We start from the raw sequence: 14,782 nt of genomic DNA on the forward strand, positions 1-14,782 counted from the left end.
TCTATTGTATAAGGTTATTCGAATTTTTTTATGATCTAAAACAAAATTTGGAGGATACTATGATCTATTTAACGACCTCTAGCTCCGTAACGGAAGATCAATTAAATGGTTTCTTTGTTGGTTGGCCAAATCCGCCTTCGCTTGAAGTTCATCTTAACTTATTGAAGAAGAGCTCTCGTGTTGTGTTAGCTGTTGATGATGAATCAGCACAAGTTGTTGGATTCATTACGGCTATTAGTGATGGGGTATTGTCGGCGTATATTCCGTTCTTGGAGGTGCTCCCGCCTTTTCAAGGACAGGGTATTGGCCAGCAGCTGGTGAAAAAAATGCTGGAATTACTGAGTGATATGTATATGATTGATTTAATGTGTGACAAAGAGTTGCAGGGGTATTATGAGAAGCTCGGGATGCATCGATCACATGGAATGATTCTGAGGAATTATGCTAAGCAATCGGGAGTATAAGGGGAGAAACATATGGAGTTTGATACTTTAAAATGGGTGTTACTGGGCGTTTGTGTGTTGTTATTTGCGATTAAGTTTTATGTGAAGCAAGAGTCATTGTTGTGGGGGATTATTTTCTATACGGTGGTATTTGCTTCGATGAGTTATTATGTGTATTTCAATGACTGGGGACAAGGGTGGAAGTTTGGTTTCTTGTTGTTGGCATCGTTTGCATTCTGGCAATTTTTATTTAAAGAAATTGCTCAGTTCCGTCGGTTACGTGCTGCTCGTCGTTAGAGAAGTTTCAGAAAACGATTTTGCTTTGTACTATTCAAGTGAAAATAGTAGGAGTTGAGGAACCCATGGCTTTAAGGCATTGTGCTGAATGTAACCAAAAGTTAGAACAAGGGTATTGTATTGAAGGTGGGGTGGCTTACTACTGTTCGGATAATTGCTTGCATAAACATTACAGTAAGGACGAATGGAATGACATGTACAACAACGGAAAAAGTGATTGTTATTGGACGCAATGGGAAATGAATAAAATTACATATGAAGAAGCGAAGGAACGGTTCATCAATGATCAAGAAGTATATCTCTTGTTTAACGATGGAACAGAAGGATTAGCGGAACATATGGATGATATCATTTGTCATGAAGGAACATGCGGTCAATTTAGTATTGAGTGTTAGAAGTTTTTACTGATCTTTTAAGTACTGCACCTCGACTAGAATAGATTTGTATGTATCGGTTACCACTAGTTTCTGCGCTATAGGAGCGCCTTTTTTACGAGAATTCATTTGTAGAAGGGGGCGTTTTTTTATTTGAGCTTGAGCAAAAAATTTTTTGAGAATTACAGAAAAATACGCTATCCCTCAGGACCGAGTTAGGAAAAGATTGTTTTGCTCGATATTACTTCATAGCAATAGATGTTGTATAGACTGTTCGTTCTAGTGATTGTAGTGAAAGGCGGCGACTCCAGCGGGATAAGCATGAGCGGAAGACCCCACAGGAGAGCTTGCTCGACGAGGAGGCAGAGGCCATGCCCGCGGAAAGCGTCCGCCTGAAAACGGAAATCAACTCATTTCTGTAACATAATCTTTGTATTTAAAGTAGGTTATTACAACTGCGTAGGTTATTTACATTTATTCCTAAAAATAAGTTGACTTTCACTTTTGGCTTTGGTAAATTCAAATACAATATCCAAGACGAAGAGAGTAGCAAAATCGGATGATAGAGCGAGCTGGGGATGGTGTGAGCCTGGTTGTGAAGATTTGTGAACCGCACTTCGGAGATGCCTTTTCGAATGAAGTAGAAAAGGCCGGTGACTCACCGTTATGAGAAAGTGGCCCTTATGGGGTAAGTTGAGTGGTACCGCGGAAGTAAGCTTTCGTCTCATGTTTGATGAGACGAGGGCTTTTTTTATGTCCATTTTTAGGATTAGTGCAAATACCAGTTTTCTTAGGAGGAATTCAGATGAAACAACAAGTAGTAGAAATTCTTCAACGTTTCACGCCGGAGACACTTGAAGAACAAATGATTGAAGTACCTACGTATGCCCATTTAGGGGATTATGCACTTCCTTGCTTCCCATTTGCGAAGAAGTTGAGGAAGTCACCAAAGTTGATTGCTGAAGAACTAGCGGGGCATATTCAGGATGCAAACATTGAAAAAGTGGAAGCGGTTAATGGCTATGTAAATATTTTTATGAAACGATCGGGATTTGCGCAGTCGGTTATGAATACAATTTTATATGAAGCAAATCAGTATGGTTCATCAAACGTCGGCGGAGGCGGCGTAGTGACCATTGATATGTCTTCTCCTAATATTGCGAAGCCTTTTTCGATGGGGCATTTGCGATCGACGGTGATTGGGAATTCCATTGCGTTGTTACTTGAAAAAAGTGGTTTTCAGCCAGTGAAGATTAACTATCTAGGGGACTGGGGGACTCAATTCGGAAAGTTGTTAGTGGCTTATCGTTTGTGGGGCAATGAAAAACAAGTGCAAGAATCACCAATCAAGACATTATTGGCACTCTATATTCGTTTTCACGAGGAAGCGGAAAGTGATGAATCGTTAAATGACCAAGGGCGAGCGGCGTTCAAATCTTTAGAGGATGGACATCCAGAGGCGTTGGCTTTGTGGAAATGGTTCCGTACAGAATCCTTAAAAGAATTTCAAAAAATCTATGATTTACTGGGAGTTTCCTTTGATTCGTATAGAGGGGAAGCTTATTACAACGACAAGATGGATGCGATTGTTGACGAGTTACAGCAAAAGAACTTGTTAGTGGAGTCTGATGGAGCCCTTGTTGTCGATGTAGGAGAGCATATCCCCCCTTGCCTAATCAAAAAGTCAGATGGCGCGACGTTGTATGCAACGAGGGATATTACGGCTGCAATCGATCGACAGAAGACACACAGGTTTGTGAAATCATTGTACGTCGTTGGTAATGAACAAAGTTTACATTTTGTACAACTGAAGACAGTGCTAACACAGATGGGCTATGAATGGTCGGATACTCTTCAACATATTCCGTTTGGATTGATATTGAAGGATGGCAAGAAATTATCGACGCGTAAAGGCAAAATTGTGTTACTGGAAGAAGTGTTGAATGAAGCCATTCAATTAGCTGAGGCCACAATTGAAGAAAAGAATCCTTCTTTGTTGGACAAAAAAGAAGTCGCGAAAGCAATCGGTGTAGGTGCAATTATTTTCAGTGATTTAAAACAGCATCGAAAACATGATATTGAATTCGACTTGAAGAAAATGTTGCAAACAGAGGGTGAAACAGGTCCGTATGTGCAATATTCATATGCCAGAGCATGCTCGATTTTGAGAAAAGCGGGAGCGGTGGATGAATATAAAGTGGAAGAAGTTAATGATCATGAGTGGGAAGTAATCAGAGCCCTTGAACAATTCCCGGCAGTCGTAAATCGTGCTACCACTGAACTAGACCCTTCGTTAATGGCAAAGTATGCCGTGGAACTAGCGCAGACGTTCAATTCATTTTATGGAAACGTTCAAATCGTTACTGATTCTAGTTTAATGGCATACCGAGTATCGTTAGTTCAAAGTGTTGTGATTGTATTGGAAGAATCATTAAGACTGCTTGGGATTAAAGCTCCGAAGGAAATGTGAATCTCTCGAATTTATATTCTGATATTATTTGGAAAAATAAAATCATTTTGTTCTTAACTAAGGTTTTGTTTGGTAAAATAGTAAATGATTACAACAAGAAAAGAGGAACAACATGACAAATCCAGCAGGTTTTTGGGTACGATTTTTAGCAAGTATATTGGATGCTTTAATTATTGGTTTACCAATCGGTCTTATTATTTACCTCTTGACGGGAAATATGGAAAATGAAAACTTACCATCTCTTCTAGTCTCGATTTACTCAATGTTACTACCATTATTTTGGCACGGTTATACAGTGGGCAAACGAATCATGAAAGTACGAATTGTTAAGGTTGATGGCAGTAAATTAGGTATTGGCGCTATGTTAATGCGCGTTTTTGTCGCGGGATTAATTTATGCCGTAACTCTTGGAATCGGATTGATTGTTAGTGCGTTCATGGTCGGGCTAAGACAAGATAAACGTGGATTACATGATCTTATTGCAGGAACTTACGTTACATATAACGCTCCAGGTGAAGAAGCTGACTTTGTTGTAAATGAACAGCTATAAATAGATGTAATCAATCCCCATGTGAACGTGCATGGGGTTTTTTTGTTGTAGAATTAGCTTTCAAAAAGGATATTTTTGTCATATGTCGAATGAATACTAACAACTAACTTTTGAAGGAGTACATATTATGGAAAATATATTGAGAAAAAGTGCGTTCTATGGATTTTTGCTTGGCCTTGGCTATGCCATTCTGTTTACGAAATATAAAGAAGTAACCGATTTAGGGGAGGGCGTTTCGCAAACGACATATTTCCCTGTTATGGATTATGTCGTTACCATTCTTAGATACGGTGTATGGGGAGCGGTGATAGCTTTACTAGGCGCCTGGCTTATCGGGAAACGGACGATAGTAAATGAAGAAGCAGCAGTTAAAACATATTATCTTGAACTGTTTTTAGGGGTTTTTGTTTTTTGTTTAATCATCGGAACACTTTTCAATTTGTAAATATGCACTTATCCATGTCTCATAATTTTTTTGTGAATTGTAACATTTTACCTACCTAAGTCGTCATAAATAGTAAGAGAGACAGGGGGCAACTGACGATGAGAAAGGCAATTTATATTTTTCTTTTTACCGGCTTTTTATTAGTACTAGCAGCTTGCAGTAGCGATGAAGCATCTTATGAAAGTAAAAGTGATGATTCGTCAAGCGACAAAGAAATGTCCAATGTAGTAACAAGTGATGCGGACGGGGAAGCCGAGAATGAAGCGGCAACAGAAGAAGAGTCAAGTGAATCAAAAACAGAGTCTCCAGTAGACGCAACAGCCAGAATGATTATTCACCAAGCGAGCTTAAGTGTTAACGTCAAAGAGTTAGACAAAGCACAAAGCAATATCGAAAAAAAAGTTGAGAAATATGGCGGTTATATCGTTGAATCAAACATCTATCAAGAAGATGAACAAACAAGCAGTGGCAGAATGATTGTGCGTATTCCAGAAAAGAATTTTGAGAAGTTCCTGTTAGAAGCTGAAGGGGAAGCGGCTGAAGTTCTTGAACGTAATATAACTGGGCAAGATGTTACCGAGCAATATGTAGATTTGCAATCTCGAGTGAAATCCAAACGAGCGGTAGAAGAACGCCTTCTAGACTTTATGAGTAAAGCACAAAAAACAGAGGACTTGCTAGAAATTTCTGTTGACTTAGCCGAGGTACAAGAGGAAATTGAAGTGATGGTTGGCAAGATGAAGTACCTTGAGAACCAAACCTCTTTTTCAACAATTGAACTATCGATGTATGAAAATCGAGTCGTAGTTCCTGAAATCGAAAGCAAAGAATTGAACACATGGGAAAAAACGAAAAAACAACTAGCTACAAGTACCAACTCTTTACTCGCAGCTGGCTCAGCGCTTATCGTATTTTTTGTTGGTAACTTGCCAGTGCTCCTCATTTTAGGTGTAATTGGATATATTGTGTACTGGATCATTAAGAGACGATTACGACATGAACCGAAAAATAAATAAAGCAACAAAGCAGCTAGTAGGTTTAGCTGCTTTGTTTTGTATAAGATAACTTAGTTAAAATTAGATGTGATTATAGCAGTTCTTTTAGGTTTTGATTAAACTAATTTTCTGCTTTTACTAAAAGCTCTATATTGAGGAGCAAAGTGGGACAATTATAAAGAGAATGAATTAAAAAAAGAGGCACGCCTAATTTCTTAGACATGCCTTTTTCATGTGGAATTACTCGATTTCAAACGTATACGTTGCATGGAACTTGAAAGATCCAGTGTACACTTGACCAAAACCGAAAACTGAAACGCGTGTTACATCGTCATATACAAACGATAAAGACGAGTTAGCTAAAATTGTACGCGTAACGTTACCAGAACTTCTTTCAAATATGACGTTAATGCCATCATTACTGAAGTTTTCAATGGTACCAGCTAAAACAACTGGTAATGAATTTGGTTCTACATCAAAAATAACGTTCGCTACTGTGTTAGACTCACCTGAGAATGGAACGCAATTTTCGAAAGACAATGTTTTAAAGCGATCATTTTCAGGTCTTCTTGGACATTTACAATCACATTTGCTGATAAATCCTAACGGTTGAGAGTAGTTATGTTTACAAGACATCTATTTTCACCTCCTTAATTAATAGAGTATGAGATTTGAAAATAGATTCTTGGGCTTCTAGTAGAAAATAAATAGATACCAAACAAAACTCACAACTAGAGTTCATTCTATAAATAAGTTTTTAGAGTGATAGTGAAGTTCAATGATATACTCGGTTGAAAATTAATAGCATAAAAATCCCTAACAAAAAAAGCCCCTTTCAGGACTTCTAGTGAAGTGTAGTACCAAATTTAAACAAAACCTCAGAGGATGAAAATAGGTAGAATGAGATGGAGATTAATAAGAACATTTATGCGTCGCCATAATATTCAGCGAAATGTAGAAATCCAATCTTCCTCACAAGAAAGTTTCTTAACTCACCTTCAGTTGCTTTTTCGGTTGGCGGTTTTGTTAGTGTGTATGCTTTAGCATGTAACTCAATAAATTTTTCTTTATCTATTTTATTATGGAATTCGTCTTCAATTATTTCGGACGTAATTGCAGCTTTTGGATAACCCATAAAAAATACGTGAGTTCTTAAAGCCATGCTTGGTGTTGAGTGTAATAAAATGAATATAACTAATACCACTGTTATACCTATCCATTTCTTCATTTAGCACCTCCATCTAAATTCTTAACTCACCAATTTTCTCAACGAGCACATGCCATGTATCTTTCGTTCTTTTACATCTAAGAAACTCATCGATACACCAGAAAAGTCCAGAAGAAAGAACGGCGGTAATAAAGAAGAAATTGTCTAACAAACTTGTGATGTTAGAAAATAATAGATCGCTTTCCCACTGAGAAAAAAATGAAATTTGTATCAAAACAAACGAAACGGCTAAGAAGAGATGAATGAATAATGCTGACATCCATCTAATCGGTCCTTTTAATTTTTTGGTAACTACATCAGACAATATTGAAGATGGTAATCCATAAAACAAAAGAATTGGGAGTAAATACATACCCATGAAGAGGACAAAGCCTGTTTGTTCAATAGAGAAGTAAATGATCATAACAAAGACGCAAGACACGATAGCAGAAATGATTTTTCTAATGATCATTAGGGAAACCCCAATCGTTTTGTCATGTATTCGTTCCTATCTTAGACCAAAACTTTTCATAAAAAATATATCATCATCTGAAGGTTCTGTATCAAACTGCTTTTTGTTTTCTACTAATCCTTCTTCTAAGCTTGAGCATGTATTAGCGATATCAAAGCCTGTTTTTAATTGCTCCCAATAGGAAACGATTTCTTCTCTACTGCACACTGACTCATGTGAGCATACATAATGTTCAGCATCATACTCTTCAATTAGATCGATTAAAGGAAATAATAATTGATCATCAAAATGGTTATATCCCTGTATCGTTTGACCATAAACAGAGTCGCCTAAAAATAAAGTTTTTTCCTCGGGAATATATAAAAGGGAAGAATCATCCGTATGAGGGCTCACAACTTGGCGAACCTCACAGGTAATTCCACCTAAATCAATTGTAAGTTCACCATCGAAAGATAAATCTACATTTCCCGGTATGAAATTCTCTCTACCTGTGATTTCAGCCTTGATACACTTTATTGAAAAATCATTAAAAATACCTTGCTCTTTTGCGAGTTCTAATGAAGAATCATCATATTTAATTTCTCGATACACATTCATATATTCACTTGTTTTGTGATTAGCAATTGAAACCAAATCCCATTCTGTTAAACCAAAAGTATGATCCCAGTGGTGGTGTGTTACAACTAAATATTTCACTGGTGGTAAGTCCATTTTATCTAGTTCCATTTTGAATTCTTGTGCCTGTTTTGGTGAATTTCCTGCATCAACAATTAAACAACAGTCGTCTCCAATGACAAGTCCTAATACTGGTCTGTCAGTTTCATCGCGATTCATCATATAGTAAATTCTATCAGTTATTTTCTCTAACATTGATTACACTCCTCCTAGCTATCTATTAAAGTATGGTGATAAATCAATTTGTGTAATTAATCTAATATGAGTATTTAAGTATGTTTCTCTTTTCTCTTCCTACCTAGATCCCATAATCCGAAACAAACCAATAAGAAAAGAATGAAATATAGAACGACATTCGTAATGGCCAAAAAGTGATCAATCTCTGCTAATCGAAGAGATAGTTTTATGACCACAACCGTGATAAATGCTAACAGTGTGATTTTATAACGGGAGGAGACTTCGTTGGCTTTTTGAAACATTAAGATTCTCCTTCCGTTCTTCTTTTAAAAGACCATAAATGATTCGATCAAGGTATTCACCATGTACTAGTTCGTAGTTTCTTATTCTTCCTTCTTCTGTAAAACCCAATCGTTCAGGAATTGCTTTGCTTTTATAGTTCTTTGAAGCCATGTTTATTTCTACTTTATTTAGTTGTAAGTCGGTAAAAGCGTGGTGGATGAATAAATCACATGCCTTGGTTGCTAATCCATATCCTTCAAAATCTTTTCCTAGCCAATACCCAATCTCGGTTTTGTGATTACCCCGATCAATAAATAGATATCCGATTGAACCTGCAAGTTTCCCTTTATACCAGATTCCTGCCCAAAACCCATTGCTAGAAGCAAATCTATTTAGAGACTTTTTAATAAAAGTTTCTGAATGATGAACTTCAGTTGTAAATGCAGGGAAGGCAAGCCATTTACCGATACTGTCTCGGTTTTCATCGATTAAGTTAAATAATTCCTCTGCGTGTCTAGTTTCTAAAATTGATACGTATGTATTCGAATCAATAATTGCTTTAAACATGTTACCCCTCCGATTCAACGTTCAATGAATTGATTCTTAATCATTTTCATTATCCATATTGTAAGTATCTCTTATTAATTCGCTAATAATCTGTTCAATCCCTTCAAAAAAGGGATTTTGTGTAAAATAAACGAATAGGTAGAGAAGAGTAGGGAGTTGGAAAGGGGATGATGATAATCGAGGAAAATGCATTCGAGATGTTTTCACGTGCACATGTAAGTGCAATAGTAGTTTTTTTCTTTGTTATCGTTCTCCTATTTCTTTCAAAAAAGAAATGGTCTTTTCAACCACAAACTCTGCGACGCCTTGAACACTTGTTTGCATGGTCACTACTAGTCATGGATGTTTTTTATTATATTTGGTTATTTCAAGCGGATAGATGGAATGTCAGCAATTCATTGCCGCTAGAATTATGCAGTATTAGTTTAATCATGACGATTATTCTTGTGTGGACAGGTAATAAACATGTCTATGATTTTGTCTTTTATGCGGGAATCGGGGGAGCCCTTCAAGCGGTAGCGACACCAGTGCTGGATATGAGTTTTCCACACTTCCGGTATTTCCACTTCTTTTATACGCATATTGGCATTGTCATAACAGCACTTTATTTTACATGGGTAAAAGGGTATCGACCTACTTTTAAAGGCATTGTCAAAACGATGGTCGCATTAAATGTGTTGCTGCCAATCGTCTTTGCAATCAATATACTCCTACAAGGAAACTATATGTTTTTACGAATGAAGCCCACGAATGGAAGTCTACTTGATTTCTTAGGCCCGTATCCTTGGTATATCCTATCGCTTGAGATTGTTGCATTCGTGATTTTCGTAATTCTATGGTTATTGTTTAGAAGAAGCACTAGTAAATAATTTTTGTAACGTTTCTGGCATAGTATAAGTACTTTTATTATTCAAAAGATATGACCTAAATATCTGTTCATTTTAAATTTAATAGGTGATTGTAGTGAAAGGCGGCGAAAAACATCTGCTCCTGCATCGCTGCGCTAGCTTCGTCGCAAAGATTAGGACCAAAGGCAATTTGCTCCTAATCTTTCCTGCGGGAAAAGCGAGTCCAGGTGAGACCCCGCAGGAGCTTGTGACGAGGAGGCTCGCGGACCGCCTGCGGAAAGCGTCCGCATGTAACGGAAATCTACTAAATCGTTTAACAGTAATTTCATGTGGATATACCTGTTTTTAATTAAAAAAAGCAGTGTGAATTCATGTTCGAATTCCACTGCTAGCATACTGACTTTGATTATGCGGGTACTAAAAAAAACAACGGTCTAAAATGGAAGCTTACTTCTTTTGCTTTCCTGCAATCTCTAAGTATTCTTCAAGCGTTTTTCTACTTGCCTTCACTTTTGATGAAACATCACTACCTACATAACGATAGTGCCAAGGCTCATACATATAGCCAGTTATATTTTCTTTGCCTTTGTGATAGCGAAGAATGAATCCGTATTTATGTGCGTTGGCATACAGCCATTTACCTTCCTTTGTTGAGGCAAACGACTCTTCCAACCAATGAGAACGATTTTTTCCACCAAAGTCAAAAGCAAGTCCTGTCTGGTGTTCGGAATAGCCTGGTCGAGCACTAAATCGGTCTGCCTTTGTTTTGCCGTATTTTTTCGTGTAATTGGAATATAATTGGGCTTGATAGGAATAGGAACGATACGCACTAAAAGCATTCAAGGAAACGCCTTGCTTCTTCGCATCCGCAATCATGGTGTTTACACTACGTTGTGCTATAGCATTTACACCTGGATTGTAACTAGATGGCAGTCCGTGTTTCTTATTCACAATCAGTACTCCATCAACATATGTACCGGGTGTTTTCGTTGAGGGAGCAGGGTAAGTTACTACTACTTTTTTTGCTGGTTTAACAGCCACTTTTGTGGATTTTAAGTATTTCGAGTTTACATAACCCGTCTTAGAACCATATTTAACTTTAGACCACGAGCTCTTATAAGAAATCATGGTCACTGCTTTTCCTTTTGGAATAGTAGTTAATCTCTTATACTTTATTGAACCGCCGGCACGAAGGCTTAAATCAGTAGTCGTCTTATAAGTCGTTGTGTACTTAATCGATGGAGCCTTCACTGCTGATTTTGTTGCAATGTTTGTAGATTTTAGATACTTCGAGCTAACATAACCCGTTTTAGAACCATACTTTACTTTCGTCCAAGAACCACTCTTGGACACATACGATACTTGCTTCCCTTTTGGAATGATCGTCAAAACGTTTTGTTTAATTGAAGCTCCTGAACGGAGGTTTAAATTGTCCGTTGTGTAATAGTTGACGCTTGCAGCTTCAACTTCCACTGTTCTAATTGAAGGGGTAATTCCTCCTGTTGGCACGACAGTTGTTGCCATCGTCATCATTACTATTGATAAACCTAACTTTGTCATCCACGATTGATTTTTTATTACAATCATCTCCTCGTTGCCTGTTAACTCAATACTTCTTTGATTTCCATTATACACCAATCATAGTTTTTGAAGATAGGATCGAAAATTAAAGCTGATATAGTGCCATTCCATATCCGACTAAAAAAGGTCGAACACATAAGAAGGAATATTTTTCTTTCTGTAGAATAAATACAAATAATAGAAAAGTACCACTAATTAGCGGTTTACCTGAAAAATTAAAGTCTTAACGGACCCATAATGGCTATAGAGGGAGACTTGAAGAGGTGCTATGGCAGCTCTTCTTTTGATGAAATTATTTTAAAACGCTATTTATAACTAATGAGTATCAGTTAGTCCAAGGAGGAGAATAAAGGATGCAAAAAAAAGTGGAATTAGCCATTAATTTACGAAATGCAGGTCGGAAAAAGGAATCAAATGAGCTACTTGTGAAAATGGTGGAAAAATTTCCGGATGATCCATTCATTAACTACCAATGTGCATGGAGTTTTGATGTTTTAGGAGATGAGTCAGCGGCCGTACCATATTATGAAAATGCCATTAATTTAGGACTATCTGGAAAAGATTTGGAGGGAGCCATAGTAGGATTGGGAAGTACTTATAGAACACTGGGGGAGTATGAGAAATCTAAACAAGTATTGCTAAAAGGAATGGACTTATTTCCTGACAATAAAGCAGTTCAAGTATTTTATTCGTTGACACTATATAACCTGAAAGAACATGATCGTGCAATGGAGTTGCTACTGACATGTTTAATAGACACGTCTTCAGATAAAGAAATTTTGAGTTATAAGAAAGCTCTCAATTTCTACTCTGGTAAATTGAATGATGTATGGACTTAATAATGAATGTGAGAATGGAAGTGAAAAACGGTGGTCGTAAAATTAGAAAAAGCAATCGAATCTGATGCGAGCATCATTTTTGATATTCAAGTAGATGCCTTTCAGCCACTACTTGAAAAATATAAGGATTTTGACACGAATCCTGCAAATGAAACTATTGAGCGAGTCGTCACAAGAATTAACAATCCATCTGGCGATTTTTATAAAATAAATGTTGATAATGTGGCTGTTGGTGCTATCTATGTATTGTGGAAAGAGCAAACACAGTTTTGGATAAGTCCAATGTTTATTTTATCTGCCTATCAAGGGCAAGGGATAGCTCAGAAAGCTCTTACGTTAGTTGAAAAATTGTTCCCACATGCGACAACTTGGGAATTGGCGACCATTTTAGAAGAAGAACGTAATTGCCATCTATATGAAAAATTAGGATATATCAAGACAGGCGTAATAAAGAAATTAAATAACAACACCACGCTTGGTTTTTATAAAAAAACATGTAGCCCTTAATTAATTCCTATAACAATGTTTTTAATATCTCTACCTTTTTTAAATCTTTACTATTATTTTTCGTTCTTCTATAGCCGTCTTGAAGTGATTTAGAATAGATTTTGAAATAATCTTCGATTGTTACTAAATGATAATTAATGTCGCTATCTTCATATACTTGTAAACGCTTATAGTCTACGTCTGCAAAGGCTTCTAAATCTTCTGTAAAGGCAAATCCAATGGTAACATCATTTTTTCTAAACTCATGCTCATGTAAATCACTTAATGTATAACCCAATTGTTCTAACGTCTGTTGAAGTGTTTTCCATTGAGTAGTTAAGAAAGATAGGGGAACCAGAATATCAATATCTTGTGGAGAAAAATCAAGTTGAGTTACTTTTCCGAAACCCAAAGAACCGTACAGTACGGGTACTACATTTAATTGATCGTTTAATACTGCAGCAATAGTTAGAAATTCAGAATATAAATATTGTTCCCTAGTCATTGTTTCCCTTCTCTCTCTTAGAACATAATAATTGTGAGCTGTATTAGCAATAAACTAGTGACACAGTTTTTTAAGGGTCATAATACATAGATGATCAACTGGAAAAGTATGAAATTTAAGTCTTTATACTTATGAAAAAAGTATATAAAGTATTCAGAATCTTACGTGCAATGAAATGAAAATGTGCTATAATTTGGATATAATAGTTAAGAAGGTGCAAGAATTGCCAACGTATAAAATTTTTGATATTGGTTTGTTTATAAGCAGTGTATTTGTGGCTCTATTATTTGTACCTTTAGAAGTAGATTTAATGAAATATCTGATGGTAAGTTCCATTTACCTTGTTTTTTCTATTATCTATTCCAGTCTTAGAATTCAATATGGTAATGGAACTGGAAGTTATGATTATGGTGTTAACTATAGTCAATCATTGGCTTTATTTGCTGGACCATTAGGGCTTTTATTTTTTGAAATCGTACATCGTTTTATCATTTTTTTCCAACGAACATATGCTAAAACTGCCGATGAAGATGAATTGACAGATACGTTATATAACATCGGATCTTTCACGCTATATCATACGGTCGGATACCTCTTCTTCTTTGCGTTATATCCATATGCGCAATCGATTCCATTTGGCTTCTTCCTTCTATTCTTTGTAAGTGCAATCATTGTTAGTTGGCAGGCCGATACTCTTCTTTTGTTCGCTCTTTATTTAAGTGGCAATATCCGTACTTGGTCGGAAGTTGTGTCATTTTTTAAAAAAAGGAGCATTCTAGATACTGGAAAAGTTGCTATAACAAATGGGCTTTTATTTTATTTCGTCATGGAAAACCACTGGGACATGTTGATTGTTTTCTTCATCATGAATTATATCGTGAGCAAGTCTTTCCTTTCTAAACATGAAACGATTCAAAATGAGTTAGAGCGAGACCGTTTCCGTGAAATGGCCTATACAGATTTCATGACAGGATTATCTAATCGAGCGATGATGGATAAACAGATGGTTGAAATCAATGGTACGAATGAAGTACTTGCCATTGTGGTGGCAGATATCGATAAGTTTAAACAAATCAATGATTCATATAATCATGCTATCGGAGATCGGGTTATCCAACATTTTGCAGATATATTAAAATCTCATACGAGCGAAGAAGATTGTGTGTTTCGTAGCGGTGGGGAAGAGTTTACATTGTTCTTACGAGGTCGTAGTTACGAAGAATGTTTGGAATTCCTTGAATCAATCAGAAGTGATGTAAGTGCTCATCCAGCCATCGTCGAACATAATGGCGCTGAAGCAACCATCCCTTATACCGCATCATTTGGTTTGTATTTCAACAAAATGACTGAAGAGTTACCAATGGAGCGAGCGTATATTTACGCAGATCAGCTATTACTTGAAGCAAAAGATCTCGGTCGCAATCGAGTGAATGTAAGTGATGGTCAACGAGTTTTAATTCATAGTTAAAAATGGTCCCCTCAACACGGTTGAGGGGATTTTCTAATTGCACATCCTCGTTTGACTTTAATTAGTTTACCCCCTAAACTAAAAAGCAGTATAGGGGGTAA

General features: G+C 36.7%; 18 protein-coding genes and 1 other annotated feature. Of the genes, 11 read left to right on the top strand and 7 right to left on the bottom strand.

All coding sequences use genetic code 11. The features are described from left to right. Window positions 1-59: 59 nt before the first annotated feature. From WBG45_RS03835 to WBG45_RS03865, 7 genes are all read left to right on the top strand, one after another. A complete protein-coding gene (locus tag WBG45_RS03835) occupies window positions 60-464 on the top strand; it encodes a GNAT family N-acetyltransferase (protein ID WP_424412503.1) in 405 nt (134 codons plus the stop codon). A gap of 12 nt (window positions 465-476) precedes the next feature. Next, entirely contained in the window at window positions 477-740 is a 264-nt protein-coding gene (locus tag WBG45_RS03840) for a hypothetical protein (RefSeq protein ID WP_424412468.1), read from the top strand. Window positions 741-778: 38 nt separating this feature from the next. After that, entirely contained in the window at window positions 779-1,135 is a 357-nt protein-coding gene (locus WBG45_RS03845) for a hypothetical protein (protein ID WP_424412469.1), read from the top strand. A gap of 504 nt (window positions 1,136-1,639) precedes the next feature. Then, window positions 1,640-1,844: a binding site (T-box leader), on the top strand. Window positions 1,845-1,919: 75 nt separating this feature from the next. Continuing rightward, the gene (gene argS / locus WBG45_RS03850) at window positions 1,920-3,584 is read left to right on the top strand and encodes an arginine--tRNA ligase (protein ID WP_424412470.1); all 1,665 of its coding nucleotides are present in this window, start codon (window positions 1,920-1,922) and stop codon (window positions 3,582-3,584) included. 112 nt (window positions 3,585-3,696) lie between these two features. Beyond that, window positions 3,697-4,134, top strand: a complete 438-nt coding sequence (locus WBG45_RS03855; RefSeq protein ID WP_424412471.1) for an RDD family protein — start codon at window positions 3,697-3,699, stop codon at window positions 4,132-4,134. 127 nt (window positions 4,135-4,261) lie between these two features. Beyond that, window positions 4,262-4,579, top strand: a complete 318-nt coding sequence (locus WBG45_RS03860) for a hypothetical protein (protein WP_424412472.1) — start codon at window positions 4,262-4,264, stop codon at window positions 4,577-4,579. Between the two features lie 98 nt (window positions 4,580-4,677). Next, on the top strand, window positions 4,678-5,595 hold the full coding sequence (locus WBG45_RS03865; protein ID WP_424412473.1) for a DUF4349 domain-containing protein: 918 nt from the start codon (window positions 4,678-4,680) through the stop codon (window positions 5,593-5,595). 219 nt (window positions 5,596-5,814) lie between these two features. On the opposite strand, the gene WBG45_RS03870 is transcribed toward WBG45_RS03865, so the two are convergent. From WBG45_RS03870 to WBG45_RS03890, 5 genes are all read right to left on the bottom strand, one after another. After that, window positions 5,815-6,210 carry a hypothetical protein gene (locus WBG45_RS03870; RefSeq protein WP_424412474.1) on the bottom strand — a complete coding sequence of 132 codons (396 nt, stop codon included), beginning with the start codon at window positions 6,208-6,210 and terminating at the stop codon, window positions 5,815-5,817. A gap of 289 nt (window positions 6,211-6,499) precedes the next feature. Further along, entirely contained in the window at window positions 6,500-6,802 is a 303-nt protein-coding gene (locus WBG45_RS03875; RefSeq protein WP_424412475.1) for a hypothetical protein, read from the bottom strand. Between the two features lie 13 nt (window positions 6,803-6,815). Next, complete coding sequence (locus tag WBG45_RS03880; RefSeq protein ID WP_424412476.1) at window positions 6,816-7,253, bottom strand: hypothetical protein; 438 nt, start codon at window positions 7,251-7,253, stop codon at window positions 6,816-6,818. 36 nt (window positions 7,254-7,289) lie between these two features. After that, window positions 7,290-8,123: an MBL fold metallo-hydrolase gene (locus WBG45_RS03885; protein ID WP_424412477.1), complete on the bottom strand. Its 834-nt coding sequence runs from the start codon at window positions 8,121-8,123 to the stop codon at window positions 7,290-7,292. A 246-nt stretch (window positions 8,124-8,369) separates the two neighbouring features. Next, window positions 8,370-8,954, bottom strand: coding sequence for a GNAT family N-acetyltransferase (locus tag WBG45_RS03890; RefSeq protein ID WP_424412478.1), 585 nt, complete (start codon window positions 8,952-8,954; stop codon window positions 8,370-8,372). A 167-nt stretch (window positions 8,955-9,121) separates the two neighbouring features. Here WBG45_RS03890 and WBG45_RS03895 point away from each other — a divergent pair, with 167 nt between their 5' ends. Then, entirely contained in the window at window positions 9,122-9,823 is a 702-nt protein-coding gene (locus WBG45_RS03895) for a TIGR02206 family membrane protein (protein WP_424412479.1), read from the top strand. Window positions 9,824-10,249: 426 nt separating this feature from the next. Here the strand turns inward: WBG45_RS03895 and WBG45_RS03900 are convergent, their stop codons facing one another. Further along, complete coding sequence (locus WBG45_RS03900; protein ID WP_424412480.1) at window positions 10,250-11,362, bottom strand: D-alanyl-D-alanine carboxypeptidase family protein; 1,113 nt, start codon at window positions 11,360-11,362, stop codon at window positions 10,250-10,252. Between the two features lie 374 nt (window positions 11,363-11,736). Between WBG45_RS03900 and WBG45_RS03905 the strand changes: the two genes are divergently transcribed. Further along, entirely contained in the window at window positions 11,737-12,222 is a 486-nt protein-coding gene (locus tag WBG45_RS03905) for a tetratricopeptide repeat protein (RefSeq protein WP_424412481.1), read from the top strand. A gap of 30 nt (window positions 12,223-12,252) precedes the next feature. Next, window positions 12,253-12,729, top strand: coding sequence for a GNAT family N-acetyltransferase (locus WBG45_RS03910; RefSeq protein ID WP_424412482.1), 477 nt, complete (start codon window positions 12,253-12,255; stop codon window positions 12,727-12,729). 7 nt (window positions 12,730-12,736) lie between these two features. Here WBG45_RS03910 and WBG45_RS03915 read toward each other — a convergent pair whose 3' ends face one another. After that, window positions 12,737-13,213 (bottom strand): hypothetical protein, encoded by a 477-nt coding sequence (locus WBG45_RS03915; protein ID WP_424412483.1) that lies wholly within the window; start codon window positions 13,211-13,213, stop codon window positions 12,737-12,739. Window positions 13,214-13,427: 214 nt separating this feature from the next. On the opposite strand from WBG45_RS03915, the gene WBG45_RS03920 reads away from it, so the two are divergent. Further along, on the top strand, window positions 13,428-14,681 hold the full coding sequence (locus WBG45_RS03920; RefSeq protein WP_424412484.1) for a GGDEF domain-containing protein: 1,254 nt from the start codon (window positions 13,428-13,430) through the stop codon (window positions 14,679-14,681). The last annotated feature ends 101 nt before the right edge of the window (window positions 14,682-14,782 follow it).

The organism is Paenisporosarcina sp. (assembly GCF_049671445.1).
Lineage (GTDB): Bacteria > Bacillota > Bacilli > Bacillales_A > Planococcaceae > Paenisporosarcina.